This is a genomic window from Salinisphaera sp. S4-8, assembly GCF_040361235.1.
Taxonomy (GTDB): domain Bacteria; phylum Pseudomonadota; class Gammaproteobacteria; order Nevskiales; family Salinisphaeraceae; genus Salinisphaera.
In genome coordinates, this window is sequence record NZ_APNF01000001.1 from 212,499 (window position 1) to 238,363 (window position 25,865).

The following is a 25,865-nucleotide window of genomic DNA, read 5'->3' on the forward strand; positions in this document are numbered from 1 at the left end:
AAGCAAAGACAAGGGGTTACACAGGCGCATCAGTGGGTCGCCGCGGTTTTTGGCATCCCTTCGACACACGCCGCGAGGGGCGAATTGAGCGCCTTGAGGCGTCGGTATAGCGCCGGTTCAAGGCGCGGCGCATGGGCTGTGAGGTAGGCCATGACGTCGCCCGGATCGAAAATCTCGCCGTCGAAAAACCGATCCGAAGCCATGGCGATACGCCGACCGTCGCTGGCCGCAAGCGACCAGGGCTGGCTGTGCGTGCCTTCGATCTTGTGATCGCCGGCCGGGCAAGCGATGCCAAGCGGCTGTACCGCCGCGCGATAAATATCCGGGCGATACACGCAGTCCGCAGTCGCGGCAATATCCACCGCTTCGCCGAGCTGGCCCCAGCGCAGCATCTGGGCGATGAACCACATGGCATGCGAACGCCAGGCAAACGTCGCCGCATGCCGATGAAAGACGTTGAAAAATGGTGCCGGGCGCGGCGCCGCCCCGGGTTGATAGCAGAACCGCCCGGACAGGGTGCGCCGGATGACTTCGGCCGGTGCGTCCACATAGCTGGGCGCGGCAATGATGTCGGCCGCAGCTTCGCGATTATCGTGACTGTCCAGCCACGCCGCGGTTCGTACGATCGCGCGCACCAGCGCGCGGTGGGTGCGCGGATAAGCTTCGGCCCATTCTCGGGTTACGCCCAGCACTTTTTCCGGGGCGTTGTTCCAGATTTCGTAGCCGGTGATCAGTGCCCTGCCCAAGCCCGCACGTACCGCCATCTGGTTCCAAGGCTCGCCCACGCAATAACCGGCCAAACGGCCGGCGCGCAGATTGGCCACCATGCGCGCGGGCGGCACGACAATCAGGCTTACATCGCGGTCGGGATCGATACCGGCCGCGGCCAACCAGTAGCGCAGCTGGTAGTTGTGCGCCGAGGTCGGGTGCACCATGCCGAACGTCATTGGCGCGAGCCCGGCCGCGCGATCGGCCTCGATCACCTTGCGCAGCGCCTGGGCGGAACAGGGGCGCGACAACGTCGCCTGCGAATCCAGCGCCTGCATGCGCTCGAACAACGCATTGGAGACGGTGATCGCATTGCCGTTCAGGCCCAGCGATACCGCGGTGACCATGGCATGCGGCGCAGCCCCCACGCCGAGGGTGGACGCAATCGGCATACCGGCCAGCATCTGCGCGCCATCGAGCAGGCCGAGCGCCACCTTGTCGCGAATCGCCGCCCAGGAGGATTCGCGCGACAGGGTCACATCGAGGCCTTCCGCGGCAAAGAAGCCGGCTTCCTTGGCCATCACCAACGGCGCACAGTCATTGAGCGCGATAAAACCGAGCCTGAGCCGCGGCCGCTCCACGCATGGATCCACCGCGTGCGGCATACGTCCAAATGTTGCTTCGTGCCAGTTGGTCATCGCGTTGCGTCCTTTTCCACCCGCCGCTGCGGGCCCGTTTTCGCGCATAAAAAAAGCCCGGCTGCCTGCGTAGCGAGATGCGCCACGCGGCATGCCGGACTTCGTTGTCCTGATCGAGTTGTGTCGTGCGTCGCGATTGTTCGCGCTATCGCACTCGGGGCTTATCCAAGCGAAAACCGTGCCACCTACTGCTGGCGGCATCCGCATCCATTTCAGTTCATGCACTTGCCCATCGAACGGAATGCGCCAGCCGAAGCGAACACGACGCCGCTACGACCCGCATCGACGTTTCGCAGTGCACAATCGCACTCTATTCGTGCAGTCGAGGCGTCACTCGTTGGCCGCGTGAACCATGAGCTGACGTGCGATTTCGGGCAACGGCACGCCGCGGTCCATGGCGGTCTTGCGCAGCCGCGTATAGGCCTGTTTTTCGCTGATCGCGCTGCGCTCCATGAGCAGGCATTTGGCACGATTGACCACCTGACGATCCGCCAGGGTTTCGCGAGTTTCCGCCAGTTCGCGCTTGAGCGACTCCATCTGCCGGTACTGACGCATCGCCACGTCCACGAGCGAGCGCACGAGCGCCGGTGACAGCCCTTCCATGACATAAGCGCTGATACCCGCCTCGGACGCCTGCGCCATGAGCCGGCGATCGTCTTTCGAAGACAACATCAACAGTGGTTTGGGATAGCGCTCGCCGAACGTGGCCAGGTCCTCCAGCACGTCGCGCGAGGGCGACTCCGCGCCCACCACGATCGCATCGGGCGCATGGCGATCGACCGCCGCATACAGATCGGCGTCCTCGTCGAGCACATCGACGACCTCGAAGCCGGCCTGCTCGATGACGGCACGAAGCGTCGACAAGCGAGCCGAATGACGATCTACGAGCAACACACGCATGTCCGTGTCCCATGGACGATTCACACATGTATTGGAGCAACAAACGTGCCATTGGCGACTGTTTTCGAGCGGAGCGGTCGCATAGCGATCCAGTCGGTTGCTCGACTGAGTGACGCCGGTTTAATGGCGGAATCTCTGAATAGTGCTCAAATGCGTTGCGACAGGGCGTCCGAGCGCAGCGCCTGCCTCATCAGCAGCTCAAACTCGCCAACGCCGACTCGGCGCTTTGAGGCCGGACACCAAAAAGCCCGCCGATCGCGGGCTTTTGATGCTAGGTAATTCTGTTTGCTGCGGCGGCGATAACCGTCTGACGAGCGTTCACTGACGGATTGCTCGCGGCTGCGCCGCTCGGCCCTTCGGGCCCAGTCGCGCGCAACGCGCGACTGTCCTTCACACGCCGTTGGCGTGCTCGTCGAACCGAGCGGTTCGAACCAGGACCTCTCCCCCAGCCGGCATCCATAAAAAAAGCCCGCCGATGGCGGGCTTTTGATGCTGGCTGGGGGAGAGGGATTCGAACCCCCGTTGACGGAGTCAGAGTCCGTAGTCCTACCACTAGACGATCCCCCAGCAAACTGGGCTGACCGCTCACCGGGTAGGCAGCAAGCGGTCGGCAATCGTCGCTAGCGCTTGGAGTACTGCGGCGATTTACGAGCTTTGTGCAGGCCGATCTTCTTACGTTCGACCTTACGCGCGTCGCGGGTCATGTAGCCAGCGGCACGCAGCGGTGCGCGCATCATTTCATCGTACTGAACCAGCGCACGGGACAGGCCGTGGCGAATCGCGCCGGCCTGGCCGTTGGGGCCGCCGCCGGCGACGGTCACATTGATATCGAACCGGTCGCTCGAATCGGTGGCTTCCAGCGCCTGACGCACGATCATGCGCGAGGTCGGGCGGCCGAAGTATTCGTCCAGCGTCTTCTTGTTGACGGTGATCTGGCCGCTACCCGGCTTGATGAAAACGCGGGCGGTGGCGGTCTTGCGACGGCCGGTACCGTAGGCTTGTTCGGTTGCCATTGACTAAATCTCCAGCGTCTGCGGCTGCTGTGCGGTATGCGGATGCTCGGCGCCCGGATAGACGCGCAGCTTGCGGGCCATCTGACGGCCCAGCGGGTTCTTCGGCAGCATGCCCTTGACGGCGTGCTCGATCACGCGCTCGGGATGGGCGGCGAGCTGATCCTCGAGCGTGACGGACTTCATGTTGCCGACATAACCGGTGAACCGGTAATAGATCTTCTGCTGCGGCTTCTTGCCGGTCACCTTGATCTTGGAGGCGTTCACGACCACGATGTGATCGCCCACGTCCATATGCGGGGTGTATTCCGGCTTGTGCTTGCCGCGCAGGCGCGTGGCGACTTCCGAAGCCAGACGACCGAGCGTCTTGCCGTCGGCATCGACGACATACCAGTCACCGGGGACTTCGTCTTTCTTTGCAGAAAACGTCTTCATTGCACTGTATCCTGAACCAACGCGATTAGGCAGCCGGGCGGCTGCGAAAGCGCGCAATTCTATCGGGGGTACGCGGGTTTTGCAACGCCCGTGGCGTGCCGATTTGCAACGCGGGTCAGGGCCGCTGTGTGAGTATCTCGTCGAGATCGCGGCGCTGACTGCGCGGGCGGCGTTTCGGATAACCGTACCATAGCAGACCCACACAGTATTCGTGCGTGCTGTCGATCTCCAGTATCGGCGCCAGATCGGGGTGACGCGTGGCCTCGCCGCTGATCCATTTGCTGCCCAGGCCCGCGCTATGCAGATACAGCGCGATATTCTGAATCGCGCAGGCACAGGCGGCATAGTCTTCGCGCGCGGTGACCGGGTCTTCATCAACAACACAGGTGATGGCCAGCCAGCCGGGCACCGATTGCCAGCGTTCGCGCTTGGCCACCGCCACTTCGTCGCCCTTGCGTTCGGCGACCAGCCGGGTGTTGAGGTCGATGATGGCGTCGCGCGTTCTGGGCCCGAGCGTATAGAAACGCCATGGCTCGGTCAGATGATGGTTGGGTGCCCAACGCGCCAGTTCGACGGCCTCGCGGATGATCGCCGGGTCCGGGATATCGCCGGTGAATTGATCGACGGTTCGCCGCCCACGGATGAAGGCAGCCGCGTCAGCGGGCGTGATCGGGCTGGGCTTGAGGATGCTGCGATCGGTCATGCGCGCGGTTTCGATTGCGACGGTTCGCGCGCCAGTCTAACGCGCGAGCTTTTCATTCGCGCTGGCGACGCGTAACAGAATCAGGTTGGCCAGTTCTTCGTGCATGCTGGTCAGCAGTTCGCTTTGTTCCTGTTCGGCGCCCAGACGTTCGGTGTTGTCGAAACTGTAGCTGCGGGTCACCGACAAGGTTTCGTTTTCCAGCTGGGTGGCGCCGTTGACCTCGTAATCGAAGGCGACTTCGGTGGTGAGTTCGTATTCGGCGACCTGACCATCGACGGGGCTGACCGAGACGATGCGCTGGCGGTTGTCGATTTCGTCGATGGACAACCGCGCCGGCGCGCTGCTATCGCCCAGCACATGACGTTCACGCAGCCGTTGGCGCAGGGTTTCCACCAGCGGCGGATCACCGACCCGATAGTCGTCGCTGTAGCTGACGTACATGCGATCAATGCCATCGGGCAGCGGCGACGCCCCCATCAGATGAAAACCACAGCCGGCGAGCATGGCGGTGAGCGCGATCAGTACGCCACCCAGGGCCACACGTCGGTCGAACAGGACAGCAGATATCGATTTCATGAGGCGATCTATACCACGAGATTGACGAGCTTGCCCGGCACGACGATGGTCTTCTTGATCGGCGCGCCGTCAATGAAGCGCACCACATTGGCCTCGGCCTGGGCAATCTCGGCCACGGCATCGCGATCGGCCGCGGCCGGCACGTCGATCTTGGCGCGCACTTTGCCGTTGACCTGGACCACCAGCGTGAGGGTATCGCGGGTCAGCGCGGATTCGTCGGCCTGCGGCCAGGCGACATCCAGCAGCAGATCGTCGTGGCCCAGTTCGCGCCACAGCGCATCGCAGACATGCGGGATGATCGGCGCGAGCATTTTCACCACCGCTTCCAGGGCTTCCTGGCGCACGGCCTGGTTCGACGGCTGGCCGCCATCGATCTTGCCCAGCGCGTTGCACAGTTCCATGACCGCCGCGATCGCGGTGTTGAACGTGGTGCGACGGCCGATGTCGTCGCCCACCTTGGCAATGGTTTCGTGCAGCTTGCGGCGCAGCTCACCGGCTTCGCCGTCCGCCTGCGTGGCCGGGGCGACGATGCCCGCCTCCACATGTTCGGCAACCAGACGCCACAAGCGCTTGATGAAGCGATTGGCCCCTTCCACGCCGGCATCCGACCATTCCAGCGACTGGTCCGGCGGCGCGGCGAACATGGAGAACAGACGCACGGTGTCGGCGCCGTAGGTTTCGATAAGCGCCTGCGGGTCAACCGTATTGCCCTTGGACTTGGACATCTTCGCCCCGTCCTTGAGCACCATGCCCTGGGTGAGCAGGCGCTTGAACGGCTCGCCGGCCTCGGTGAGCCCTTCGTCGCGCATGACTTTCTGGAAAAAGCGCGCATACAGCAGATGCAGAATGGCGTGCTCGATACCGCCGATGTATTGATCCACCGGCAGCCAGTAATTGGCGCGATCGTCGAGCATCGAATCGGCGTCCGGGCAGGCAAACCGCGCGAAATACCAGGACGATTCCATGAAGGTATCGAAGGTATCGGTTTCGCGGCGGGCCGGCTTGCCGCACTGCGGGCAATCCACGTTCACGAACTCGGGCATGTCCGGCAACGGCGAGCCCGCGCCCTCCGGAGTCACGTCTTCCGGCAACACCACCGGCAGGTCGGCTTCCGGCACCGGTACCGCGCCGCAATCGTCGCAGTGAATGATCGGAATCGGCGCACCCCAGTAGCGCTGACGGCTCAAACCCCAGTCACGCAGACGATATTGTGTCTTGCGGCGGGCGATACCGCGGCCTTCCAGCCGATCGGCGATATCGTTGAATGCCGTGTCGAAATCCTTGCCGTCGTCGTCGCCGGAATTGATAAGCACGCCTTTTTCCACGCTCGCCTGCGCGCTGACGTCGGGCGTATTGCCCTCGGCCGTGGCGATCACGGGGACAATGGGCAGATCGTAGGCGCTGGCGAATTCCCAGTCGCGCTGGTCATGGGCGGGCACGCTCATGACCGCGCCGGTGCCATATCCCATCAGCACGAAATTGGCGGCAAAGATCGGCATACGCTCGCCCGAGAGCGGGTGCTGCGCCTCGATCGGCAGGCGATAGCCTTTCTTCTCGCGTGTTTCCAGGCTCGCTTCGGCAGTGCCAGCCTTGCGACATTCTTCACAGAAGGCGGCCAGTTCGGCGTCGTGCTCGGCGGCGGCCGCGACCAGCGGATGATCGGCGGCGACGGCCATATAGGTGGCGCCGTGCAGTGTATCCGGGCGTGTCGTATAAACCGTCAGCGGATCGTCGTAGCCCACGACTTCGAAATCGATTTCCAGACCGGTCGAACGCCCGATCCAGTTCGCCTGCATGGTCTTGACCGCCTCGGGCCAGCCCTCGAGCGCATCCAGGTCGTCCAGCAGTTCGTCGGCATAGTCGGTGATGCGGGCAAACCACTGCGGGATGGCGCGTTGTTCGACGACCGCGCCGGAACGCCAGCCGCGCCCGTCCACGACCTGCTCGTTGGCGAGCACGGTCTGGTCGACCGGGTCCCAGTTGACGATCGATTCCTTGCGATAGACCAGCCCTTTTTCGAACAGCTTGGTGAACAGCCACTGCTCCCAGCGGTAGTAGCTCGGATCGCAGGTGGCGATCTCGCGGGACCAGTCGTAGGCAAAACCCAGCTGTGCGAGTTGCTCGCGCATGGCCGCGATGTTTTCGCGGGTCCATTTCGCCGGCGGCACGCCGTTCTTGATCGCCGCGTTTTCGGCCGGCAGGCCGAAGGCATCCCAGCCCATCGGCTGGAGCACGTTCTTGCCGCACATGCGTTGATAACGCGAGATGACGTCGCCGATGGTGTAGTTGCGCACATGCCCCATATGCAGCTTGCCGCTGGGATACGGGAACATCGACAGGCAATAGAACTTCTCGCGGTCGTCGCGCTTGACTTCGAACGCGCGCGCGTCGCGCCAGCGGGCCTGGACATCGGCCTCGATTGCATCGAAACGGTAGGTGGAATCCATCGGCGGCTATCGATCGGAAAGCAAAAACGGCCGCCTAGTGTACTCGATACATTCGCGCCGCTTCACTGCACTTCTAGCCAGGCAATGCTGACTGGCGATCGGCATGCCTGCACGACCGCGGCTCATGACATCAGCGGGCGCCGGTGGCTTGGAATTCAATTCCATTGCACTCAATCTAAATGAGAATCAGTTGTATTACTGATCAAGATGACTATGCTCTCCCGGAATTTCTATGGGGGAGATCATGCACAGACTTTTGTTTCTACCGCCGCTGCTGGGCGCAACCTATACCGTGCAAGCCGAGCCAATTCGCGCGAGCGAAGACGATCGCGCGTCCCGGCAAGCCATCACGGGCGATTCCGCAACGTCAGCCGAAAAAGACAGCCTGACCGACGCCCTATCGCTGGACATGCCGGCGCTGCACCAGATTCTGGTTACGGCCGACCCGCTCGATGCCCAGGTACAAACCCTGCCGGCCGAATATATCCGCAGCGCGGCGCGCTCGGATCTGGCCGAGGCGCTATCGGTCATTCCATCGGTGCGGGTAGCCGACAGTGCGAGTTCGAGCCAGCAGCAAGGCGATATCAAGCCGGCTGAATTTTCCATTCGTGGCGCCTCGCCCTATCAGAACCGTTTCGCGCTGGACGGCGCTTCGGTCGACAACCTGATCGATCCGGCGCAAAGCGAGCGCGCCGACAACTATGCGCGCGTGGCCGGCCATTCCCAGGGCCAGTTCATCGATACCCGTTTCTTACAGAACATCGAGGTCAGCGATACCAACATTTCGGCCCGCGAAGGCGGCTTTACCGGTGGCGTGGTCAAAGCCGAAACACGTGCTTATGCCGGCCGAAACGAAGGCCATGTGTCCTATCGCGGCACCAGCGACAGCCTCACCAACCTGCATATCGACAAAACCCAGGAACGCGAGTTCGAAAGCGCCGCCGCGCAAATGCCCAACGGCGTGCCCGGCGAGTTCCAGCCCGATTTCCGCAAAAGCGAGTTCACCCTCGACGGGGCGACGCGCGTGGGCGACCTCGGCATCTTTGCCGGCTATAGCGAAAAGCGCTCGACCATCAGCCAAAAGCAGTTGCTCACGATGGATCTGGATAATTTTCTGGAGACCGGCCAACTCTACACGCCCAGCCAGAGCCGCAAACTCGACAGCAAGTCGCGCTACGGCGTGGTGCGCATGGATCTGCTCGATCGCGACTACGAGCTTGATGCGTCGCTGTCGTATACGAACTTCGATGAAGACAGCTTCCTGATCAACTATCTCGACTCCGACTTCGTCGGCGGCCACGAGGGCATCAACCTGAGCGTCAACTATGGCAATCACATCGGCGCCACACGGGTGGACGCCAATCTCAACGCCGGACTGACCACGGATGTGCATCAATACGAGAACCACAGCCTCACCCAGTTCAAGAGCACGTCGCTATTCGATGGCGGCATCATCGGCGGCCTGGGCGATCTCGAGAACCGGCAACGCAAGCTCGGCGGATCGCTGACATTCACCACGCCCATCAACACTATCTGGAGCACCGATTACGGTGCCGAAATTTCCTATCTCGACTACGAACAGCACCGCGATCAGGACTTCGTCTTCCGAGAGTACCGACTCGACTACACCCAAACACCACTGCCCGACCCGATCGGCCCTGGCTCCTATGCGCCGTCGGACCAGTTTCTGAGCCGCGTGGCGACCTATCGCGCCGGGGATATCGCGTTTTCCAACACCAACGGCGCCGTGTTCGGCGAGCTGGCCGCCGACGGCCAGCGCCTGTTCGGCCGCGTCGGGCTGCGTGTCGAACGCGATGGCCTGCTGGAAAACACCAACGCTGCGCCACGTGTGAAGGCCGGCGTCTATCTCGACAACAGCCAGAACATGCGCCTGATCGCCGGCGCCAATCGCTACTACGGAAAGTCGTTTCTTGCCTACAAGCTGCGCGCCGAGGAAACACGACTGCGCGAGACCCGCGAACGCGATAACCCGGACGAGGCGTTCGTCACCGTCGACAACCGCGCCGAATACACCTACCGCGATCTCGATACGCCCTACGACGATGAATACTCGATCGGCATCGCCGGCACGCTGTTGCACGGTGATATCGGCCTGACCTATGTCCGTCGCCAGGGCAAGGATCAGATTCGCACGAATTACGATGACAGTGGCGACTTGTACAACTACGACAACTCGGGGCGCAGCAACACCGACCAGGTCGATCTGTACTGGCGCTCACAGCCGTTTGTCTGGATCGGCGCCGATTGGGGCGTCAATCTCAGCGTGTCGTGGATGGACAAGGAAACCGACGCCCGCTACGCCGACGACGACAAGGGCTATAACGACACGCTCACCGACGAGGACGTGCTGTTCAAAGGCCGGCGTATCCGCCGCTCGGAGCTGCCCGCAGAGGATTTCGCCACGCCGATCAGCGCCCAGGTCGACATCGTCACCTCGGCGTTCAACGACCGCCTGTGGCTGCGCAACGCACTGAGCTATACCGACGGTTACCGGTACGTGCTGCGCGACGGCAAGGACCCGGCCACCGGACTGCAACGCTACGACATCGAAAAACAGGACGATACGCTGCGCTGGGATCTCAGCACCCGACTGCGGTTGTTGCCCGGCGATCACTCGCCCTATATCGGTGTCGACGTGCTCAACGTCACCGACAGCCGCAATATCGTGCGCAACGAGGCAGGAGTGCAGCTGTTCGGCGTCGGTCGCCAGTACTGGCTGGAAGTTGGCTATGACTTCTGAAGCAAGCGCCCAGCCACCGCGGGGCGCCGGCACGCCGGGCTACAACCAGACGCTTTCACATGCGCCCGCGCTGGCGTATCCGCTCGCCAGGGCGTGGCGCGAATACGCCGCTCCCATCGCCACCGTGCGCCTGCGGGCCCAGGGCGCGCCCCGGTGAACCAACCTGGTGTCCGGCACCGTATCGGCGTATCGCGGCGGATGCGCTGCGAATGGATCGTCGTCGCGCTCATCGCGCTAGCAACAGCGGCGTTTATCGGCCTGGTATGGCTGCTGGCCCCGGCCATCGAACGCGCACGACTGGTCGAACGTTACCGTGGCCCCCAGGCCGACTGGCCTCGGCTTCAAACACTGGACGGCCGCGATATCGAACCGCTGGCAGCCTTGCCCGAGCAGCCGTATTTTCCAGCCGACAATCCCTTCAGCGAAGCGAAGGCGGCGCTGGGCAAGCGGCTGTTCTTCGACCCGCGCCTGTCCGCGTCCGGTCAGATTGCCTGTGCATCCTGTCACGATCCCAGCCTCGGCTGGGCCGACGGCCGGCATACGGCCGTCGGTCACGATCGTCAGGTCGGGCCCATGAATACGCCGACCGTGCTCAACACCGGCTACAAGAACCGCCTGTTCTGGGACGGTCGTGCCGCGAATCTGGAAACACAGATCGTCGCCAGCTGGTCCAACCCGATCGAAATGGCCGGCGATCCCGAGCACAGCGCCGGGCAGCTGGGCGCCATCGCTGCCTATGCGCCGCTGTTCGCGGCGGCCTACGGCGATTCAACGGTTACGGTCGAACGGATCAGCCAGGCGATCGCGACGTTCATACGCACGCTCAACACGCCCGACACACGCTTCGATCGTTTCATGCGCGGCGCACGCGATACATTTACGGCCGCCGAGATTCGGGGGCTCGACCTGTTTCGCGGCAAGGCGAACTGCATTCGCTGCCATAACGGCGCGCTGCTGTCCGACGGCGATTTTCATCATCTGGGGACATCGGTTCACGGCGTCGGCAATTATCTGGGCCGTTATCGACAAACCGGCGCAGCCGAAGACGTGGGGGCGTTCCAGACGCCGGGACTGCGCAACATCGGCCGCACGGCGCCGTATATGCATAACGGCTTCGGCGACGGCATCAACCTGAAATCGCTGCTGGCGCTATACAACATGGGCTGGTGGCAGAACGCGCCGCCGGCAGAAAAAACGAGCGACGTACCGCTCGCCAGACTATCGCCACTAATCGAACCGCTGGGCCTGACGGCCGACGAAATCGACGATCTGGCCGCGTTTCTCGACACGCTCGACGGCGACTCGTACTACATGACGCAGCCGAATCTACCCTGAGGCGCCCGCCTTTTTGCGGCGGCGCGCGATCAGCAGACCGCCCAACAACGACAACAACGTCACGGCCGCACTCGCCCACCACAACGGCCGATCGCCGATACGCATATAGGGCGTTTCGCCGCTACGCGGCTGGACCTGCGATTCGATCTGGGCGATCTGGAACTCGGGCGTGCGCTCGCGCAGGCGGCCGTCGTAGTCGATGATCGCGGAAATGCCGGTATTGGCTGCACGCAGCATGGGCCGCCCGGCTTCGAGCGCGCGCATACGTGCGATTTCCAGATGCTGGGCCGCGGCGGTCGTGCCGGCAAACCAGGCATCGTTGGTCACGTTTACCAGAATGCCGGCCTGCGGCAGCGCCTTGGCGATCTCGTAACCGAAGGCATCCTCGAAACAGATCGACAGCCCAAGCTTCACGCCGTCGACTTCGATCAGGGCCTGATCATCGGCGCCGAAGCCGAAGTCGCTGTAGCGCATATTCACGCCATCGAGCAGCGTCTTGACGAATTCCGGGACCGGAAAGTACTCGCCGAAGGGCACAAGATGGCGCTTGTAGTAACGGCCCTGCCCGGCGCCGAGCGCCAACACCGCGTTGTAATACGGCGCGTCGCTGGCTTCATGAACCAGGATCCCGGCCAGCACGGTCTGATCGCGTTCGCCCGCCAGCGTGGCGATATCGTCGAGATAGGCCTGCACCTGATTGGCCGGTGCGGGGATGGCCACTTCCGGCCACACCACCAGATCGGCATCGGAGGCCTCGGTCATCGCCCGGTAGCGTTCCAATGTGGTGCGAAAGACATCGCGATCCCACTTGACCGCCTGGGCGAAGTTGCCCTGAACGACATCCACGCTCACCGGCGCGCCGCTGGCCTGTGTCCATTCGGTGGTCGGCGGCGTATACCACAGCCCCAACGGCGCCAGGCCGATGAGCACGACCACTAACGCCCGCGCGGGGATGGAGCCGGCGAATAACAGCACCACCGTGCCGGCGCTGGCCACCATCAGCGCGCCGAGGAAATACACACCGCCGATCGGGGCGAGCGCGGTCACCGGTGCATCGATGAGCGAATACCCCAGCGACAGCCAGGGAAAGCCGGTCATCACCCAGCTGCGTACCAGCTCGGCGAGCAGCCAGGCACAAGGCACCACCAGCAGCGCCCAGAGCGTGCGTGGCAGCACGCGTGTCGCCCCGGCGAGTGCGCCCACCAGCGCTGGATACAGCGCCATGTAGACCGTGAGCAGGCACACCAGCGCGATCGCCATCGGCAAGGGCGCGCCGCCGTAGTAATAAGTGGAGACAAAGGTCCAGTAGATGCCGGTGCCGAAATGGGCCAGCCCGAACACGAAACCGCGCCAGGCACCGCGACGCGCGCTCGCCGGCCACCACAGCGCAAGCAGGCCCACGAGCGCGACCAGCGTGAGCCCGTAGTAGCCGAACGGGGCGAAGCCCAGGGTTGCCAGCCCGCCGAACAGGGCGGGCAGCAACACATCCAGGGCGGCGATACGCGCGATGCGTTTCGCAGCCATGCGCTACTCGGACGCCTCCGGCAGTACCGTCATCTGGAACAGATGGATACGGCGCGAATCCGCGCGCTGCACATTGAACTGGAAGCGGTCGATGATGGTGGTTTCGCCGCGCTTGGGCATATGCCCGAACTCGTGCACGACCAGCCCGCCGATGGTGTCGAAATCCTCGTCCGAGAAATCGGTCTCGAAATAGTCGTTGAATTCCTCGACCGGGGTGAGGCTGCGAATGAGAAACCGGTTGTGTTCCTGGCGCAGGATATTCGCGCCTTCGGCCTGGTCGTATTCGTCGTCGATCTCGCCGACGATCTGTTCGAGCGCATCCTCGATGGTCACCAGCCCCGCCACGCCGCCGTATTCGTCCACGACCACGGCCATATGGTTGCGGGAAGCCTTGAACTCCTTGAGCAGCACGTTCACGCGCTTGGATTCGGGCACGTAAACCGCCGGGCGCAGCACCGCGCCCAGTTCGAACGCGTCGCTGTCCTGGCGATCCTCGGCGAGCTGGAGCATGTCCTTGGCCAGCAGAATCCCCACGACCTCGTCGCGGGATTCGCCAATCACCGGAAAACGCGAATGGCCGGACTCGATGGCGATCGACAGGATATCGGCCGCGGCCGCATCGGACTCGACCACCACCATCTGCGAGCGCGGCACCATGATGTCGCGCACCTGCTGTTCCGACACCTTGAGCACGCCCTGCATCATCCACAGGGCATCGATATCGAGCAGTTCGTTTTCCTGTGCCTCGGTGAGCACCTCGACCAACTCGTCGCGATCGCGCGGTGGCCCGGCCAGGCTCATGCCGATCTGGCGCAGCCAGTTGCCGCTACTTCGACTCTGCTCGCTGTCGTCCTCGTCGCTCATCGTATGCGGCCGCAGCCGCGCCCTCCTCTCAAGCCCTGATGTCTGGCTCGGCCCTACGGCCTGCGGAATCGATTTCAGGCACTCACGGTGCGGTAAGGATCGTCGTGGCCGAGATCCGCCATCACCCTGCGCTCGAGCGCCTCCATGGTTTCGGCCTCATCGTCGCCGATATGGTCATAACCGAGCAAGTGCAAAACGCCGTGCACGACCATATGACATAGATGCGCATCGCGGCTTTTGTGCTGCTCGCCGGCCTCGCGCGCAATCACCGGCATGCAGATCGCCAGATCGCCGAGCACGGTCAGCCCGGGCAGTTCGGCGCCGGCCGGGAACGACAGCACATTGGTCGCATAGCGCTTGTCACGATAGTCGCCGTTGAGCTGGGCCGACTCGGCCTCGTCGATCAGACGTACGGCCAGCTCGTAGACGGGTTCGTCACTGCAACGCGCGCCTTCGAGGGCGGCGATTGCCGCGCGCTCGAGCATGTGCGGATCGGGCACGTCGATGCCGGGCGCGCAGTCCAGCGCGAGTTCGATATTCATGCGGTTGCCGCCGACTAGCCGTGCTCGCCTGCTTCGCTTTCGCGATCGTAGGCCTGAACGATGCGCTGAACCAGCGGATGACGCACCACATCGCGCGCCGAGAACTTGGTCACGCTGATGCCTTCGATATCCTGCAGCAGCCGTACCGCATGGCGCAGGCCCGATTTCTTGGCTACCGGCAGATCCACCTGGGTCATGTCGCCCGTGACCACGGCGGTCGAGCCGAAGCCGATCCGGGTGAGAAACATCTTCATCTGCTCGACGGTGGTGTTCTGTGCCTCGTCGAGAATGATGAACGCCTCGTTGAGGGTACGACCGCGCATATAGGCCAGCGGTGCGATTTCGATGACATTACGCTCGATGAGCCGCCCCACCCGGTCGAAACCAAGCATTTCGTAGAGCGCGTCGTAGAGCGGGCGCAGATAGGGATCGATCTTCTGGGCCAGATCGCCCGGCAGAAAGCCAAGCCGCTCGCCCGCTTCCACCGCCGGTCGCACCAGCAGCAGGCGGCGCACGCGTTCGGATTCGAGCGCATCCACGGCTGCAGCCACCGCCAGATAGGTCTTGCCGGTCCCCGCCGGGCCGATACCGAAGTTCAGATCATTATCCGCCAGATTGGCCAGATAACGACGCTGGCTGGGCCCGCGCCCGCGTACCAGGCCCAGACGGGTCTTGATCACGACATCCCGCGGCTCGGCGCTGGCACCGTTGGCGCCGCCGTGGAGTTCGCGCTCGGCCGTACGGGCCACGATATGCACGCGATCGGGGCCGATCTCGCCAGCTGCGGTCGCGCTGTAGAGCTCGTTGAGCGCGTCGATCGCGGCCGTGGCCGCGCCCTCGTCGCCCTCGACCTGAAATAGATGACCGCGGTTATGCACCTGCACGTCGAGCGTGCGCTCGATCAGGCGCAAATGCTGATCCTGCGGGCCACATAGATAGGCCAGCCGTGTCGTGTCCGGCGGGGTCAGTTCGAGGCTCTTGCGGATAGGTTCGTTCAAAATGATTCGTGTGGTTGGCGGCGGGACCGATCAGCCGGCCGCGGCCGCGAGATCGGGCAGGGGTGCATCGGCATCGCGCGTGACCACCCGCCCGCGCAGCGAATTGTCGAGTGCTTCGGTGATTTCGATCTCGACGAAGTGCCCGACCATGCGCGGGTGACCGTCGAAGTTGACCCAGCGGTTGGAATCGGTACGCCCGGCCATCTGGCCGCCGCCGCGTTTGGATTCGCGCTCGACCAGCACGCGCTGGGTGGTGCCGATCATGTTCTGCATGTATTCGCGGTTGAATTCGGCGATTCGTGCCTGCAACCGCGCCAGGCGTTGTTTCTTGACCTCGCGCGGCGTGTCGTCGGCCATATCGGCCGCCGGCGTGCCGGGACGCTTGCTGTAGACGAAGGAAAACGCGGCATCGAAGCGCATGTCCTCGACCAGTTGCATCGTCTGCTCGAACTCGGCCTCGCCCTCCCCGGGATGGCCGACGATGATATCGGTCGACAGGCTGATATCCGGACGCACGGCGCGCAGCTTGGCAATACGTTCGCGAAAATGATCGGCCGTATAGCCGCGTTTCATATCCGCGAGCACGCGGTCCGAGCCCGACTGCACCGGTAGATGCAGATAGTTGGCCAGCTTGGGCACCCGCGCATAGGCCTCGATCAACGCATCCGAGAATTCCAGCGGATGGCTGGTGGTATAGCGAATCCGTTCGATGCCCTCGATCTCGGCCACGAACTCGACCAGCATGGCCAGATCGCAGATCGAGCCATCTTCCATCGGCCCGCGATAGCCGTTGACGTTCTGGCCCAGCAGCGTGATTTCCTTGACGCCCTGGTCGGCCAGTTCCGCGACTTCCAGAATCACGTCGTCGAAGGGCCGCGAGATCTCTTCGCCCCGCGTGTAGGGCACCACACAGAAGCTGCAGTATTTCGAGCAGCCTTCCATGATGGACACGAACGCCGTCGCGCCCTCGGCTTTTGCCGGCGGCATGTGATCGAACTTGTCGATTTCCGGAAAGGCGATATCGACGATGCCGGCGCCATTGTCCTGTACGGCATCCAGCATTTCCGGCAGCCGGTGCAACGTCTGCGGGCCGAACACCATATCCACGAACGGTGCACGCTCGCGAATCGCATGGCCTTCCTGGGAGGCCACACAGCCGCCCACGCCGATCACGATATCGGGGCGTTCGGCCTTGAGCTCACGCCAGCGCCCGAGCTGCGAAAACACCTTCTCGGCCGCTTTCTCGCGAATCGAGCAGGTGTTGAGCAGGATGATGTCGGCTTCTTCCGGCGTATTGACGCGCTCGGCATTGCGCTGCTTGCGCAGCACCTCGACCATCTTGGCCGAGTCGTATTCGTTCATCTGGCAGCCCCAGGTCTGAACGAAGACTTTGGGTTGGGTCGCGCTGTTCATGGCCCGTCCGGCCCGTCGTGGGGCGAATTCAAGCAAGCCATACAGTGTAAACGATCCGGCAAGGTGCTTGCCTGCGCGCAGGCGCCTGCCTGGCCGGTGTCACGACTGATCGGCCACCCAGGCGCCACGGCTGGAGCGTTCGCGCAGGGCATCGCGATCGAGAATATCCACTTTATTCTGGGACACCTTAATTACACCCGCGCGTTGCAGCCGCGTGAGTACGCGGCTGACGGTTTCCAGGCGCATCGACAGAAAATTGGCCAGATCCGCGCGTTTCATGTTCAACGGCACCGGCGTGGGCGGCATGCCACGCAGTGCACGCCGACGACTCAGACCCAGCAGCAGACTGCTGATACGGCCCTCGCTGTCCTTGCGGCCCAGGGTAAGCATCATGCGCCCGTCTTCGGAAAGCACCTGGCTCATCAAGCGCACCAAACGCTGGCGCAGACTCGGCAGCTCGTCGACGAGCACATCCAGCTGATCGACCGGGATCCGGCAGAAATGGCTCGTTTCCAGCGCCACCGCGCTGCAATGGTGCTGCTGATCGGCAAAGCCGTCGAAACCCAGAATATCGCCCGGGTAGTAGAAGCCCAGAATCTGTTCGAAGCCTTCTTCGTCGATGCGTACCGTCTTGGCCGAACCGTCGCGTACCGCATAAATATGGGTCAGGCCGTCACCCTGGGCAAACAACTCCGTTTCCGCGGGCACGGCTTCGCCGGAGTCCACCAGACGTTCGAGTTTTTGCAGATCGTGACTATCGAGATGATCTGGCAAACACAGGTAGCGTAACGAGCAATGGCTGCAGGTTTCGCTCAACTGCTGCATTTGCTGGGAGAGTGCCGGCATGGACAATTGCCCTGGGTTGGCGATACGAAATAAACACGTGTGTCAGCGCAAGCTTAGCCAAATAACAGACAACTTTCAGACTTCTTGTATGGCGGACAACCACATTGCGCATTAACCGTTAGCGCACAACCTTTTGCGCGAGCGGCGAAGACGGTGTGGCCATATTGACCTGGATCAATACACCAATATGACAATCCAGCCAATCTTTGCTCCAGACACTTCCAAAATAGAACAGGAGCCCTGCCATGACGTCCCTTCCGCGCGCCGTAATCGCCCCCGCGGCCCTCGCACTGACCTCGGTCTTCGTCACGGGCGTCGCCCAGGCCGAAGCCGGCGATTGGATCGTGCGGGGCGGCGTGACCTACGTCGCACCCAACGATGATACCTCAAGCCGTAACGGCCAGCTCGCGCCCGCGCTACAGGGTACCGATGTCAACGTGAGTTCCGAGCCGCAATTCGGGCTGACGATCGCCTACCTGATCAGCGACAATCTGGCGGTCGAACTGCTGGGCGCCTCGCCGTTCAAGCATGACCTCACCCTGAGCGGCGGCGCACTCGACGGCACCCCGCTGGGCGATATCAAGCACCTGCCGCCGACGGTGAGCCTGCAGTACCGCTTCAACAACGAATCGGCGTTCACCCCCTATGTGGGTCTGGGCCTGAACTATACGTTCTTCTTCTCGGAAGACGTATCGGACGAAGCCCAGGCGATCGGCGTCGAGAAGATCGAGCTCGACGACTCCTTCGGACCGGCTGCCCAGGTTGGCGTGGACTACGCGCTCACCGACAACTGGCTGATCAACGCCGATGTGCGCTATCTGCAGATCGACACCACGGCCAAGGTGAGCACCGCCACCGGCACCACCCATGTGGATGTGGATATCGATCCCTGGGTGTACACGCTGGCGCTGGGCTACCAGTTCTAGTGTCGACACGGTAACGGGCGCCCGGCCAAGGGCGCCCGATTGCCGGGGCCATAGCGTCGCTACCTGCCCCGGCTTATGTCGAACATCCACCCGCCCCTCTGCCCGCTTCATACCCCATGCCCGACCGGCCAACGCCCGCGGCCTGGCTCAAGCGTGAAAGCGATGCGGTACGTCGCCCGGTAACCCGTGCGATCGCCATCGAAAGCGCTGGAGGTGGCCTGCTCATCGGCCAGGCGATCGTACTCGCACATATCGCCAACGCCGTCATCTTCGGCCAGGCGGCGCTCAGCGCCCTAGCCGGCTGGCTTGGCGGCTTATTCGCGCTCATCGCAGCGCGGGCCGTACTGGCCTATCTTGCCGAACGCGCGCGTTTTGATGCCGCGACCACGATCAAGACCGATATACGCAAACGGCTGCTACTCGCAATCGAACAGCTCGGGGTGACCTGGCAACGCCGCAACGCCAGTGGCGATGTGGTGGAAACACTCACCGACGGCGTGGAAAAACTCGAAGCCTATTACGGGCGCTATCTGTCGCAGACCGCGCTCGCCGTGCTGCTGCCGCTGGCCATTCTGGCGGTCATCGCCCCCATCGACTGGCTTTCGGCGCTGATCCTGCTGATCTGCGGGCCGTTGATCCCGGTGTTCATGATCTTCATCGGCAAGGGCGCGGAAAAACTCAACCAGCGCCAATGGCGCCGACTCGGGTTGCTGTCCGCGCACTTTCTGGATGCGCTGCAGGGCCTGACCACGCTGCGTATCTTCAATCTGGGCGCACGCGAGGCCCGGCTGATCGAGCGCCTGTCCGACGATTATCGCCAGAGCACGATGGCCGTGCTGCGTGTGGCGTTTCTGTCCTCGCTGGTGCTGGAGTTTCTGGCGACGGTGAGTATCGCGCTGGTCGCCGTGCTCATCGGTTTTCGCCTGATGTGGGGCGAAATCGGCTTCGAAGCCGGATTCCTGGTACTGCTGCTCGCCCCGGAGTTCTATCTGCCGTTGCGCAATATGGGCAGCGTCTATCACGCACGCATGGAAGCCATTGGCGCAGCCGAGCGCATGGTCGAGATACTCGCCACACCGGCCCCGGACTGGCCGGGTACCCGCCGTGATATCGCCCGCGACAGGCCGCCGCGGGTGACATTAAGCGGCCTTGGCTACCGCTACCCCGACAGCGACACGCCCGCGCTGGCGGATATCGATCTAGATATCGCCCCCGGCGAAACCGTGGCCGTCGTCGGCGCGACCGGGGCGGGCAAGAGCACCCTCGCGCTGGCCCTGCTGGGGCTGATCAAGGCCGAGCACGGCGATCTGCGTATCGACGGCGTATCGCTCGACGACATCGCCATCGAGGCCTGGCGCGAACGCCTGGCCTGGGTGCCGCAACGCCCACGACTGTTCAACGCCAGTGTGCGCGCCAACCTGCAACTAGGCGCGGCCGATGTCGATGATGCCCACCTCTGGGACGCCCTCGAACGCGCCCAGGCCCGTGATTTCGTGGCGGCCCTGCCCCAGGGACTGGATACCCCGATTGGCGAACGCGGTATGCGACTGTCCGGCGGCCAGGCCCAGCGCCTGGCCATCGCCCGGGCTTTCGTACGCGATGCGCGCTTTGTGGTGGTCGACGAAATCAGTGCGCATCTGGATGCCGACAACGAACAGCGACTGGTCGCAGCGCTGAAAACGCTGGCGCACGAGCGCAGCATGCTGTTGATTGCACACCGGCTGGCCAGCGTCGCCCATGCCGACCGGATCGTGGTCATGGACGCCGGGCGTATCGTCGAACAGGGCACGCACGACGCGCTGTTGGCCGCGCAGGGTCTGTATGCCCGCCTGGTCGCGCATGACGAGGCGATCGCGGCATGAAAGCGCTGCTCGACGATTTTCGCTGGTGGGCTTGGCAGGCACGCCCCTATGCGGGCCGCTTCGCCTTGGGTATCGCGATATCGATCGCGACCGTGGGCGCCAATATGGCGCTGCTGGCCGTAGCCGGCTGGTTTATCGCGAGCATGGCCGCGGCCGGGCTGGCGGGCGCGAGCATGAATTATTTCACCCCGGCGGCGGTGATCCGCGGGCTGGCGATCGTACGCACTGGCGGGCGTTATCTCGAACGCCTGGTGACCCACGATGCCACCCTGCGCCTGCTCACAGGCCTGCGGCTGTGGTTCTATCGCCAGATCGAGCCACTATCCACGCTCGATCTGCACAACGGCGATCTGCTGGCGCGCCTGCGCTCGGATATCGATACGCTCGACCATATCTATCTGCGCCTGGTGGTGCCCGTGGTCGTGGGCGTCGTCTGCCTGAGCGCGGCGGTGGTGGTATTTGCCTGGTACAGCCCCGCGCTGGCGCTGGTCAATCTCACGCTTCTGCTCGCGGCCGGCGCGATCGTGCCAACACTGGTGTATCGCCTGGGCCGGGCACCGGGCCAGGCCGCCGTTGAAACCGGCGCGCGCCTCAAGGCCGCGGCCGTGGACTGGGTCGAGGGTCTGGGCGAGCTCACCGTATTCGGCGCAGTCGAAACACGCCGGGCGGCGATCATCGAACTGTCCGACGAGTGGATCACCCAGCAACGTCGGTTGTCGAAACTCAGCGGCCTGTCCAATGCCGGCGTATTGCTGCTGACCAATCTCGCCCTGGTGGGCAGCGCCGTGGTACTGATCCCGCTGATCCGCACGAACGCACTGCACGGCGTGGACTTCGCGCCGCTGTTGTTGCTGGTAATCGGCTGTTTCGAGGCGGTCGCACTCATGCCTGGCGCATGGCAGGCACTGGGCCAGGCGCGTGCAGCCACGGCCCGCCTGCGTGCCTTCGAACACCGCGCGCCGGTGATTAACGAGCCGGCACGTCCCGCCCCGGCCCCCACGCGCGATACGATCCGGCTGGTCGATGTCGGCGTACGTTATACGCCCGACGGCCCCTGGGCGCTGCAGCAGGTTACGTTATCGATCGCGCCGGGCGAGCATATCGCGATCGTCGGGCCCAGCGGCGCAGGCAAATCCACGCTGGTGAACCTGTTGCTGCGGCTGACTCCCAAAAGCCGGGGCGAAATCTGTTGGGACGCACGCGCGCTATCGGCCTATCGGGCCGCGGATCTGCGCGCGCGGATCGCGCTCGTACCGCAGCAGGTGTATCTGTTTCATACCAGCGTGCGCGAGAATCTGCTCGTCGGCCGCCCCGAGGCCAGTGCCGACGACATGATCGCGGCTGCGCGTACCGCCGGCATCCACGACGAGATCGTCGCCCTGCCCGAAGGCTACGACACGCTCGTGGGCGAGGAAGGCCAGCGTCTATCCGGTGGCCAGGTAAGGCGTATCGGCATCGCCCGCGCGCTGTTGCGCGATGCGCCCATCCTGATCCTCGACGAACCATTCGAAGGCCTGGATCGGGCCACCTCGGCCCGCCTGTGGGCACGTCTGCAACGCCAGCTGGCCGATCGCACGCTGATTCTGATTTCGCACGACCTGGCGCGGGTACGCACGTTCGAGCGCATTCTCGTATTCGAAAACGGCCGCCTGGTGGCCGACGGCGACCACGCCCGACTCAGTCAGGCGTGCGAGAGCTATCGCCGGCTGCATAGTGCCTATTTCAAGCGCGAGCCGGCCGCCGTGCCTGCCCACGGCCCGACCCCGGCGCAACGTCGGCGCGCCTGATCGCCTGCGACCCATGCGCGGCCTGCATACCTGCGCACATCGTTTGACATAAATCAACGGCCGCACACCGCACTTGGTCTAGCGTGATTTTGTGTCGTTGTGAGGTGTGGCGCCGCGTTTGGCACAGGCGCCAGACAGCGAGGCCGATCATGCAGGAACTCGAAACCGTCATCGCGTTGTCCCGAACCCAGTTTGCGGCAACCGCGCTTTATCATTACTTGTTCGTACCGCTCACGCTGGGGCTGTCGGTACTGCTGGCGACGATGGAAACCATCTACGTCATCAGCGGCCGCGAGATCTACCGACGCATGACCCAGTTCTGGGCCAAGCTGTTCGCGATCAACTTCGCGCTCGGCGTGGCCACCGGGCTGACCATGGAGTTCGAATTCGGCACCAATTGGTCGACCTATTCGCACTTCGTGGGCGATATCTTCGGCGCGCCCCTGGCCATCGAAGGCCTGATGGCCTTCTTTCTCGAATCCACCTTCGTGGGGCTGATGCTGTTCGGCTGGGACAAGCTCTCGCGCGGCAAGCATCTGCTAGTGACCTATATGGTCGCCCTGGGCTCGAACCTCTCCGCCCTGTGGATTCTGGTCGCCAACGCCTACATGCAGCATCCGGTGGGCTCGGAGTTCAACCCCGAAACCATGCGCATGGAGCTGGACAGCTTCACCGCCCTGCTGTTCAGCAGCGATGCGCAGGCCAAGTTCGTGCATACCAGTATCGCCGGCTTTCTGACCGCTTCCATCTTCGTGATCGGCATCAGCGCCTACTACATGCTGCGCAATCGCCATCGCGCGATCGCGATCCGCTCGTTTCGCGTGGCCGCTCTGTTCGGCGTGTTTGCCAGCATCGGCGTGATCTGCCTGGGCGACGCGCTGGGCTTTGTCAGCGGCGAAGGCCAGCCCAACAAGCTGGTGGCCATGGAAGGCCTGTGGGAAACCGCCGAAGCCCCGGCCGGTTTCAACGTCGTCGCCTGGCCGGATCAGCAGGCCATGGAAAATCGCTTCGAGCTGCAGATCCCCTATGTGCTCACGCCGCTGGTCACGCATAGCTTCGATGGCAGCATCGCCGGCGCCGATGATCTGGTGCGTCAGGCCGAAGTGCGTATCCGCGACGGCATTCCGGCGCTGCGCGCGCTGGAAACGCTCAGCGACAACCCGAAAGACCCCGACGCGCTGCGCCAGTTTCGTACCCACGGTGACAACCTGGGCTACGCACTGCTGCTCAAGCGCTATGCGCCCGATGTCTCCCAGGCCACGCCCGAACAGATCAACCGCGCCGCGCGCGACACCATTCCGCCGGTCGCGCCCGTGTTCTGGTCGTTCCGGATCATGGTCGCCGCGGCATTCGGCATGCTCGCCTTCCTGATTCTGGCCACCATCTATTCGCTGCGCGGCCAGATCGCCGACAAGCGCTGGTTCCTGAAGATCGCGCCCTGGATGATCCCGGTGCCCTTCATCGCCAACGAAGCCGGCTGGGTGGTCGCCGAACTCGGTCGCCAGCCCTGGACGGTCTATGGTCAGCTACCGACCTGGGTATCGGCATCCACCCATTCCGTGGGCTACATGATCTTTTCGCTGACCGGTTTCGTGGCGATCTACACCCTGTTCATCGTCGTCGAGATGTATCTGATGGTGAAGTTCATCAAGCAGGGCCCGGACGACACGCCGAGGCACGGATCGTCGCCCGCGCTCGCCACGCCCGGCCATACATCGCAGTGGAGCGAGGCCTGAGTCATGGAAACCTATATCGTTCTCAAACTGGTGTGGTGGGCGCTGCTCGGCGTGTTGCTGATTGGCCTGGCGGTCATGGTCGGCATGGACATGGGCGTGGGCGCAGGACTGCGCTATTTCGGCCGCACCGACAACGAACGTCGCGCCACGATCAACATGATCGCGCCGCACTGGGACGGCAACCAGGTATGGTTCATCCTCGGCGGCGGCGCAGTGTTCGCCGCCTGGCCGACGATCTATGCCACCGCCTTTTCCGGGCTGTATGTGGTCATGCTGGTCTTGCTGTGGAGCATGATCGTGCGCCCGCTGGGCTTCGAGTATCGCAGCAAGCTGACCTCGCAGCGCTGGCGCAACGTCTGGGATACGACGCTATTCATTTCCGGAGCGGTGCCGATGATCGTGTTCGGCGCGGCCATGGGCAACATGCTGCGCGGCGTCCCGTTCAATTTCGAGTGGAACATGGTGTCGCACTACACCGGTAGTTTCATCGCGCTGTTCAACCCATTTGCCGTGCTCTGCGGGTTGATGTCGCTGGCGCTGGCGCTCTACCAGGGCAGCGCCATGGTCATGAATCGCGGTACGGGCGTCATACGCGATCGCGCGGCCAATCTGCTGACCATGACGGGCCTGGCCGCCCTGGCGCTGTTCACCATCTGTGGTATCTGGGTGGCTTTCATGCCGGGCTATGTGATTACCGCAGGCGCGGACCCGGGCGGCGCGGCCATACCGCTGCGCAAGAGCGTGGAAACCGCAGCCGGCGCCTGGCTGAACAACTTTTCGGCCTATCCCGTGCTGTGGCTGATTCCGGGACTGGTGTATGCGGGCGTGCTCGCCGGCATCGTATGCGCCCGCCGCGGCCTTTCGCATGTGGCCTGGTGGCTGGGCGCGCTCGCCTGGGCCGGCACGATCGGCACCGTAGGCACGGCGATGTTCCCGTTTCTCATGCCCTCGTCGAGCCAACCGGCCCACAGCCTGACCGTATGGGATGCCTCCTCGAGCGCGACCACGCTGGCGTGGATGGTGGTATTCACGGTGATATTCATACCGATCGTGGCGATCTACACCAGCTGGGCATTCTGGGTGATGCGCGGCAAGGTCACCCCGGAGAAGATCGAACACGACGAGCACGCCTATTAGCGGAGCGAAACGATGAAAAACATTCTGCTTTTCGTATTCTGGTTCGCCGTCGGCCTGATCGCACTGTTTCTGGCCATCGTGCTCGGCGACTCCGGCGCCTGGTATCTCGCATGGGTGTTGGGCACGGTCATGATGATCCTGATCGCCGCCGCCGGCACCGTGGTGCTCGAAGTCGACGACGAACCGCACGAGCACTGAGTTCACGCCACGCATGCGTCGCGGCCGGTGTCGAGTGCTCATCGACGCCGGCCCGGGCCACATCGCCGCTCGCCCAATGGAACGCCGTTACCGATGCTCAACCAAGCGGGTTGTCCGCCAATAAACGCGAAGACACGCGAATAAGACGAACGCCAGATCGCACGAAGGCTGGGCGATCCGCTGTTAACGCCGCACGCTCAACTGTTTGCGTAATCAATAGCGACCTTGCATTCGCGTTGATCGGCGTGCATTCGCGGACGGTTTTTCCTTATTTGAAGGTATCAACGGCAGATATCGCCGTTTGTCTGGCCAAAGGCGTCGTGCTTATTCGCCACTGACGAACGCTTTCGACCGCCCCGCCAGCATGATCGTCCTTATTTTTCGAGCGGTTCGTTGCTCAGAATATAGCCTGTGAACAACACCTTGCGATCGCCGACACGGGGCTGTCGTGAATTGTGC

At 63.4% G+C, this 25,865-nt stretch carries 22 protein-coding genes and 1 tRNA gene; 9 read left to right on the forward strand and 14 right to left on the reverse strand.

From position 1 onward, the window contains the following. Positions 1 to 29: 29 nt before the first annotated feature. The 8 genes from S4A8_RS00985 to leuS form a co-directional block, all read right to left on the reverse strand. A complete protein-coding gene (locus S4A8_RS00985; protein ID WP_353218677.1) occupies positions 30 to 1,406 on the reverse strand; it encodes a CmpA/NrtA family ABC transporter substrate-binding protein in 1,377 nt (458 codons plus the stop codon). Between the two features lie 330 nt (positions 1,407 to 1,736). Next, positions 1,737 to 2,306: an ANTAR domain-containing response regulator gene (locus S4A8_RS00990; RefSeq protein WP_353218678.1), complete on the reverse strand. Its 570-nt coding sequence runs from the start codon at positions 2,304 to 2,306 to the stop codon at positions 1,737 to 1,739. A gap of 493 nt (positions 2,307 to 2,799) precedes the next feature. Then, positions 2,800 to 2,873: transfer RNA gene (locus tag S4A8_RS00995), tRNA-Gln, on the reverse strand. Between the two features lie 53 nt (positions 2,874 to 2,926). After that, complete coding sequence (gene rpsI, locus S4A8_RS01000; RefSeq protein ID WP_353218679.1) at positions 2,927 to 3,319, reverse strand: 30S ribosomal protein S9; 393 nt, start codon at positions 3,317 to 3,319, stop codon at positions 2,927 to 2,929. A 3-nt stretch (positions 3,320 to 3,322) separates the two neighbouring features. Continuing rightward, positions 3,323 to 3,751 carry a 50S ribosomal protein L13 gene (gene rplM / locus S4A8_RS01005; protein WP_353178227.1) on the reverse strand — a complete coding sequence of 143 codons (429 nt, stop codon included), beginning with the start codon at positions 3,749 to 3,751 and terminating at the stop codon, positions 3,323 to 3,325. Positions 3,752 to 3,866: 115 nt separating this feature from the next. Then, positions 3,867 to 4,454 (reverse strand): nitroreductase family protein, encoded by a 588-nt coding sequence (locus S4A8_RS01010; RefSeq protein ID WP_353218680.1) that lies wholly within the window; start codon positions 4,452 to 4,454, stop codon positions 3,867 to 3,869. A gap of 36 nt (positions 4,455 to 4,490) precedes the next feature. Continuing rightward, positions 4,491 to 5,030 carry an LPS-assembly lipoprotein LptE gene (locus tag S4A8_RS01015; RefSeq protein ID WP_353218681.1) on the reverse strand — a complete coding sequence of 180 codons (540 nt, stop codon included), beginning with the start codon at positions 5,028 to 5,030 and terminating at the stop codon, positions 4,491 to 4,493. 8 nt (positions 5,031 to 5,038) lie between these two features. Continuing rightward, positions 5,039 to 7,477 carry a leucine--tRNA ligase gene (gene leuS / locus S4A8_RS01020; RefSeq protein ID WP_353218682.1) on the reverse strand — a complete coding sequence of 813 codons (2,439 nt, stop codon included), beginning with the start codon at positions 7,475 to 7,477 and terminating at the stop codon, positions 5,039 to 5,041. 244 nt (positions 7,478 to 7,721) lie between these two features. On the opposite strand from leuS, the gene S4A8_RS01025 reads away from it, so the two are divergent. From S4A8_RS01025 to S4A8_RS01035, 3 genes are read left to right on the forward strand one after another with little or no spacing between them, the layout of a single operon-like run. Next, a complete protein-coding gene (locus S4A8_RS01025; protein ID WP_353218683.1) occupies positions 7,722 to 10,238 on the forward strand; it encodes a TonB-dependent receptor plug domain-containing protein in 2,517 nt (838 codons plus the stop codon). Beyond that, on the forward strand, positions 10,228 to 10,395 hold the full coding sequence (locus S4A8_RS01030; RefSeq protein ID WP_353218684.1) for a hypothetical protein: 168 nt from the start codon (positions 10,228 to 10,230) through the stop codon (positions 10,393 to 10,395). Before S4A8_RS01025 ends, S4A8_RS01030 begins: the two co-directional genes overlap by 11 nt. Further along, positions 10,392 to 11,573, forward strand: a complete 1,182-nt coding sequence (locus tag S4A8_RS01035; protein WP_353218685.1) for a cytochrome-c peroxidase — start codon at positions 10,392 to 10,394, stop codon at positions 11,571 to 11,573. Before S4A8_RS01030 ends, S4A8_RS01035 begins: the two co-directional genes overlap by 4 nt. On the opposite strand, the gene lnt is transcribed toward S4A8_RS01035, so the two are convergent. The 6 genes from lnt to S4A8_RS01065 all read right to left on the reverse strand — a co-directional run bounded on the left by lnt (position 11,565) and on the right by S4A8_RS01065 (position 17,760). Further along, the gene (gene lnt / locus S4A8_RS01040) at positions 11,565 to 13,097 is read right to left on the reverse strand and encodes an apolipoprotein N-acyltransferase (protein ID WP_353218686.1); all 1,533 of its coding nucleotides are present in this window, start codon (positions 13,095 to 13,097) and stop codon (positions 11,565 to 11,567) included. The two genes, S4A8_RS01035 and lnt, sit on opposite strands and share 9 nt — an antisense overlap. Positions 13,098 to 13,100: 3 nt before the next feature. Beyond that, positions 13,101 to 13,961, reverse strand: a complete 861-nt coding sequence (locus S4A8_RS01045; protein WP_353178219.1) for a CorC family transporter — start codon at positions 13,959 to 13,961, stop codon at positions 13,101 to 13,103. Between the two features lie 74 nt (positions 13,962 to 14,035). Next, the gene (gene ybeY, locus S4A8_RS01050) at positions 14,036 to 14,446 is read right to left on the reverse strand and encodes an rRNA maturation RNase YbeY (protein ID WP_502950692.1); all 411 of its coding nucleotides are present in this window, start codon (positions 14,444 to 14,446) and stop codon (positions 14,036 to 14,038) included. Positions 14,447 to 14,517: 71 nt separating this feature from the next. Next, entirely contained in the window at positions 14,518 to 15,501 is a 984-nt protein-coding gene (locus S4A8_RS01055; protein ID WP_353218688.1) for a PhoH family protein, read from the reverse strand. A gap of 30 nt (positions 15,502 to 15,531) precedes the next feature. Further along, on the reverse strand, positions 15,532 to 16,914 hold the full coding sequence (gene miaB, locus S4A8_RS01060) for a tRNA (N6-isopentenyl adenosine(37)-C2)-methylthiotransferase MiaB (RefSeq protein WP_353218689.1): 1,383 nt from the start codon (positions 16,912 to 16,914) through the stop codon (positions 15,532 to 15,534). A 99-nt stretch (positions 16,915 to 17,013) separates the two neighbouring features. Continuing rightward, positions 17,014 to 17,760, reverse strand: a complete 747-nt coding sequence (locus S4A8_RS01065) for a helix-turn-helix domain-containing protein (protein WP_353178213.1) — start codon at positions 17,758 to 17,760, stop codon at positions 17,014 to 17,016. A 245-nt stretch (positions 17,761 to 18,005) separates the two neighbouring features. Here S4A8_RS01065 and S4A8_RS01070 point away from each other — a divergent pair, with 245 nt between their 5' ends. From S4A8_RS01070 to S4A8_RS01095, 6 genes are all read left to right on the forward strand, one after another. Next, positions 18,006 to 18,686: an OmpW/AlkL family protein gene (locus S4A8_RS01070; protein ID WP_353178210.1), complete on the forward strand. Its 681-nt coding sequence runs from the start codon at positions 18,006 to 18,008 to the stop codon at positions 18,684 to 18,686. Positions 18,687 to 18,802: 116 nt separating this feature from the next. After that, the gene (cydD, locus tag S4A8_RS01075; protein ID WP_353218690.1) at positions 18,803 to 20,548 is read left to right on the forward strand and encodes a thiol reductant ABC exporter subunit CydD; all 1,746 of its coding nucleotides are present in this window, start codon (positions 18,803 to 18,805) and stop codon (positions 20,546 to 20,548) included. Further along, positions 20,545 to 22,335, forward strand: coding sequence for a thiol reductant ABC exporter subunit CydC (gene cydC / locus S4A8_RS01080; protein ID WP_353218691.1), 1,791 nt, complete (start codon positions 20,545 to 20,547; stop codon positions 22,333 to 22,335). The genes cydD and cydC overlap by 4 nt, the downstream gene beginning before the upstream one ends. Before the next feature lie 149 nt (positions 22,336 to 22,484). Beyond that, a complete protein-coding gene (locus tag S4A8_RS01085) occupies positions 22,485 to 24,071 on the forward strand; it encodes a cytochrome ubiquinol oxidase subunit I (RefSeq protein WP_353218692.1) in 1,587 nt (528 codons plus the stop codon). Positions 24,072 to 24,074: 3 nt separating this feature from the next. Continuing rightward, positions 24,075 to 25,208 carry a cytochrome d ubiquinol oxidase subunit II gene (gene cydB / locus S4A8_RS01090; RefSeq protein ID WP_353218693.1) on the forward strand — a complete coding sequence of 378 codons (1,134 nt, stop codon included), beginning with the start codon at positions 24,075 to 24,077 and terminating at the stop codon, positions 25,206 to 25,208. Positions 25,209 to 25,220: 12 nt separating this feature from the next. Continuing rightward, complete coding sequence (locus S4A8_RS01095) at positions 25,221 to 25,406, forward strand: hypothetical protein (RefSeq protein WP_353178204.1); 186 nt, start codon at positions 25,221 to 25,223, stop codon at positions 25,404 to 25,406. The last annotated feature ends 459 nt before the right edge of the window (positions 25,407 to 25,865 follow it).

Bases quoted from the DNA above. Each gene is read 5' to 3' on its own strand.
- S4A8_RS01095 (WP_353178204.1), top strand. From the start codon at position 25,221: ATGAAAAACATTCTGCTTTTCGTATTCTGGTTCGCCGTCGGCCTGATC.
- S4A8_RS01045 (WP_353178219.1), bottom strand. From the start codon at position 13,961: ATGAGCGACGAGGACGACAGCGAGCAGAGTCGAAGTAGCGGCAACTGG.
- S4A8_RS01030 (WP_353218684.1), top strand. From the start codon at position 10,228: ATGACTTCTGAAGCAAGCGCCCAGCCACCGCGGGGCGCCGGCACGCCG.
- cydC (WP_353218691.1), top strand. From the start codon at position 20,545: ATGAAAGCGCTGCTCGACGATTTTCGCTGGTGGGCTTGGCAGGCACGC.
- ybeY (WP_502950692.1), bottom strand. From the start codon at position 14,446: ATGCTCGAGCGCGCGGCAATCGCCGCCCTCGAAGGCGCGCGTTGCAGT.
- S4A8_RS01065 (WP_353178213.1), bottom strand. From the start codon at position 17,760: ATGCCGGCACTCTCCCAGCAAATGCAGCAGTTGAGCGAAACCTGCAGC.
- S4A8_RS00985 (WP_353218677.1), bottom strand. From the start codon at position 1,406: ATGACCAACTGGCACGAAGCAACATTTGGACGTATGCCGCACGCGGTG.
- leuS (WP_353218682.1), bottom strand. From the start codon at position 7,477: ATGGATTCCACCTACCGTTTCGATGCAATCGAGGCCGATGTCCAGGCC.
- rplM (WP_353178227.1), bottom strand. From the start codon at position 3,751: ATGAAGACGTTTTCTGCAAAGAAAGACGAAGTCCCCGGTGACTGGTAT.
- S4A8_RS01010 (WP_353218680.1), bottom strand. From the start codon at position 4,454: ATGACCGATCGCAGCATCCTCAAGCCCAGCCCGATCACGCCCGCTGAC.
- cydD (WP_353218690.1), top strand. From the start codon at position 18,803: ATGCCCGACCGGCCAACGCCCGCGGCCTGGCTCAAGCGTGAAAGCGAT.
- S4A8_RS01070 (WP_353178210.1), top strand. From the start codon at position 18,006: ATGACGTCCCTTCCGCGCGCCGTAATCGCCCCCGCGGCCCTCGCACTG.
- S4A8_RS01025 (WP_353218683.1), top strand. From the start codon at position 7,722: ATGCACAGACTTTTGTTTCTACCGCCGCTGCTGGGCGCAACCTATACC.
- S4A8_RS00990 (WP_353218678.1), bottom strand. From the start codon at position 2,306: ATGCGTGTGTTGCTCGTAGATCGTCATTCGGCTCGCTTGTCGACGCTT.
- cydB (WP_353218693.1), top strand. From the start codon at position 24,075: ATGGAAACCTATATCGTTCTCAAACTGGTGTGGTGGGCGCTGCTCGGC.
- S4A8_RS01085 (WP_353218692.1), top strand. From the start codon at position 22,485: ATGCAGGAACTCGAAACCGTCATCGCGTTGTCCCGAACCCAGTTTGCG.
- miaB (WP_353218689.1), bottom strand. From the start codon at position 16,914: ATGAACAGCGCGACCCAACCCAAAGTCTTCGTTCAGACCTGGGGCTGC.
- rpsI (WP_353218679.1), bottom strand. From the start codon at position 3,319: ATGGCAACCGAACAAGCCTACGGTACCGGCCGTCGCAAGACCGCCACC.
- S4A8_RS01015 (WP_353218681.1), bottom strand. From the start codon at position 5,030: ATGAAATCGATATCTGCTGTCCTGTTCGACCGACGTGTGGCCCTGGGT.
- lnt (WP_353218686.1), bottom strand. From the start codon at position 13,097: ATGGCTGCGAAACGCATCGCGCGTATCGCCGCCCTGGATGTGTTGCTG.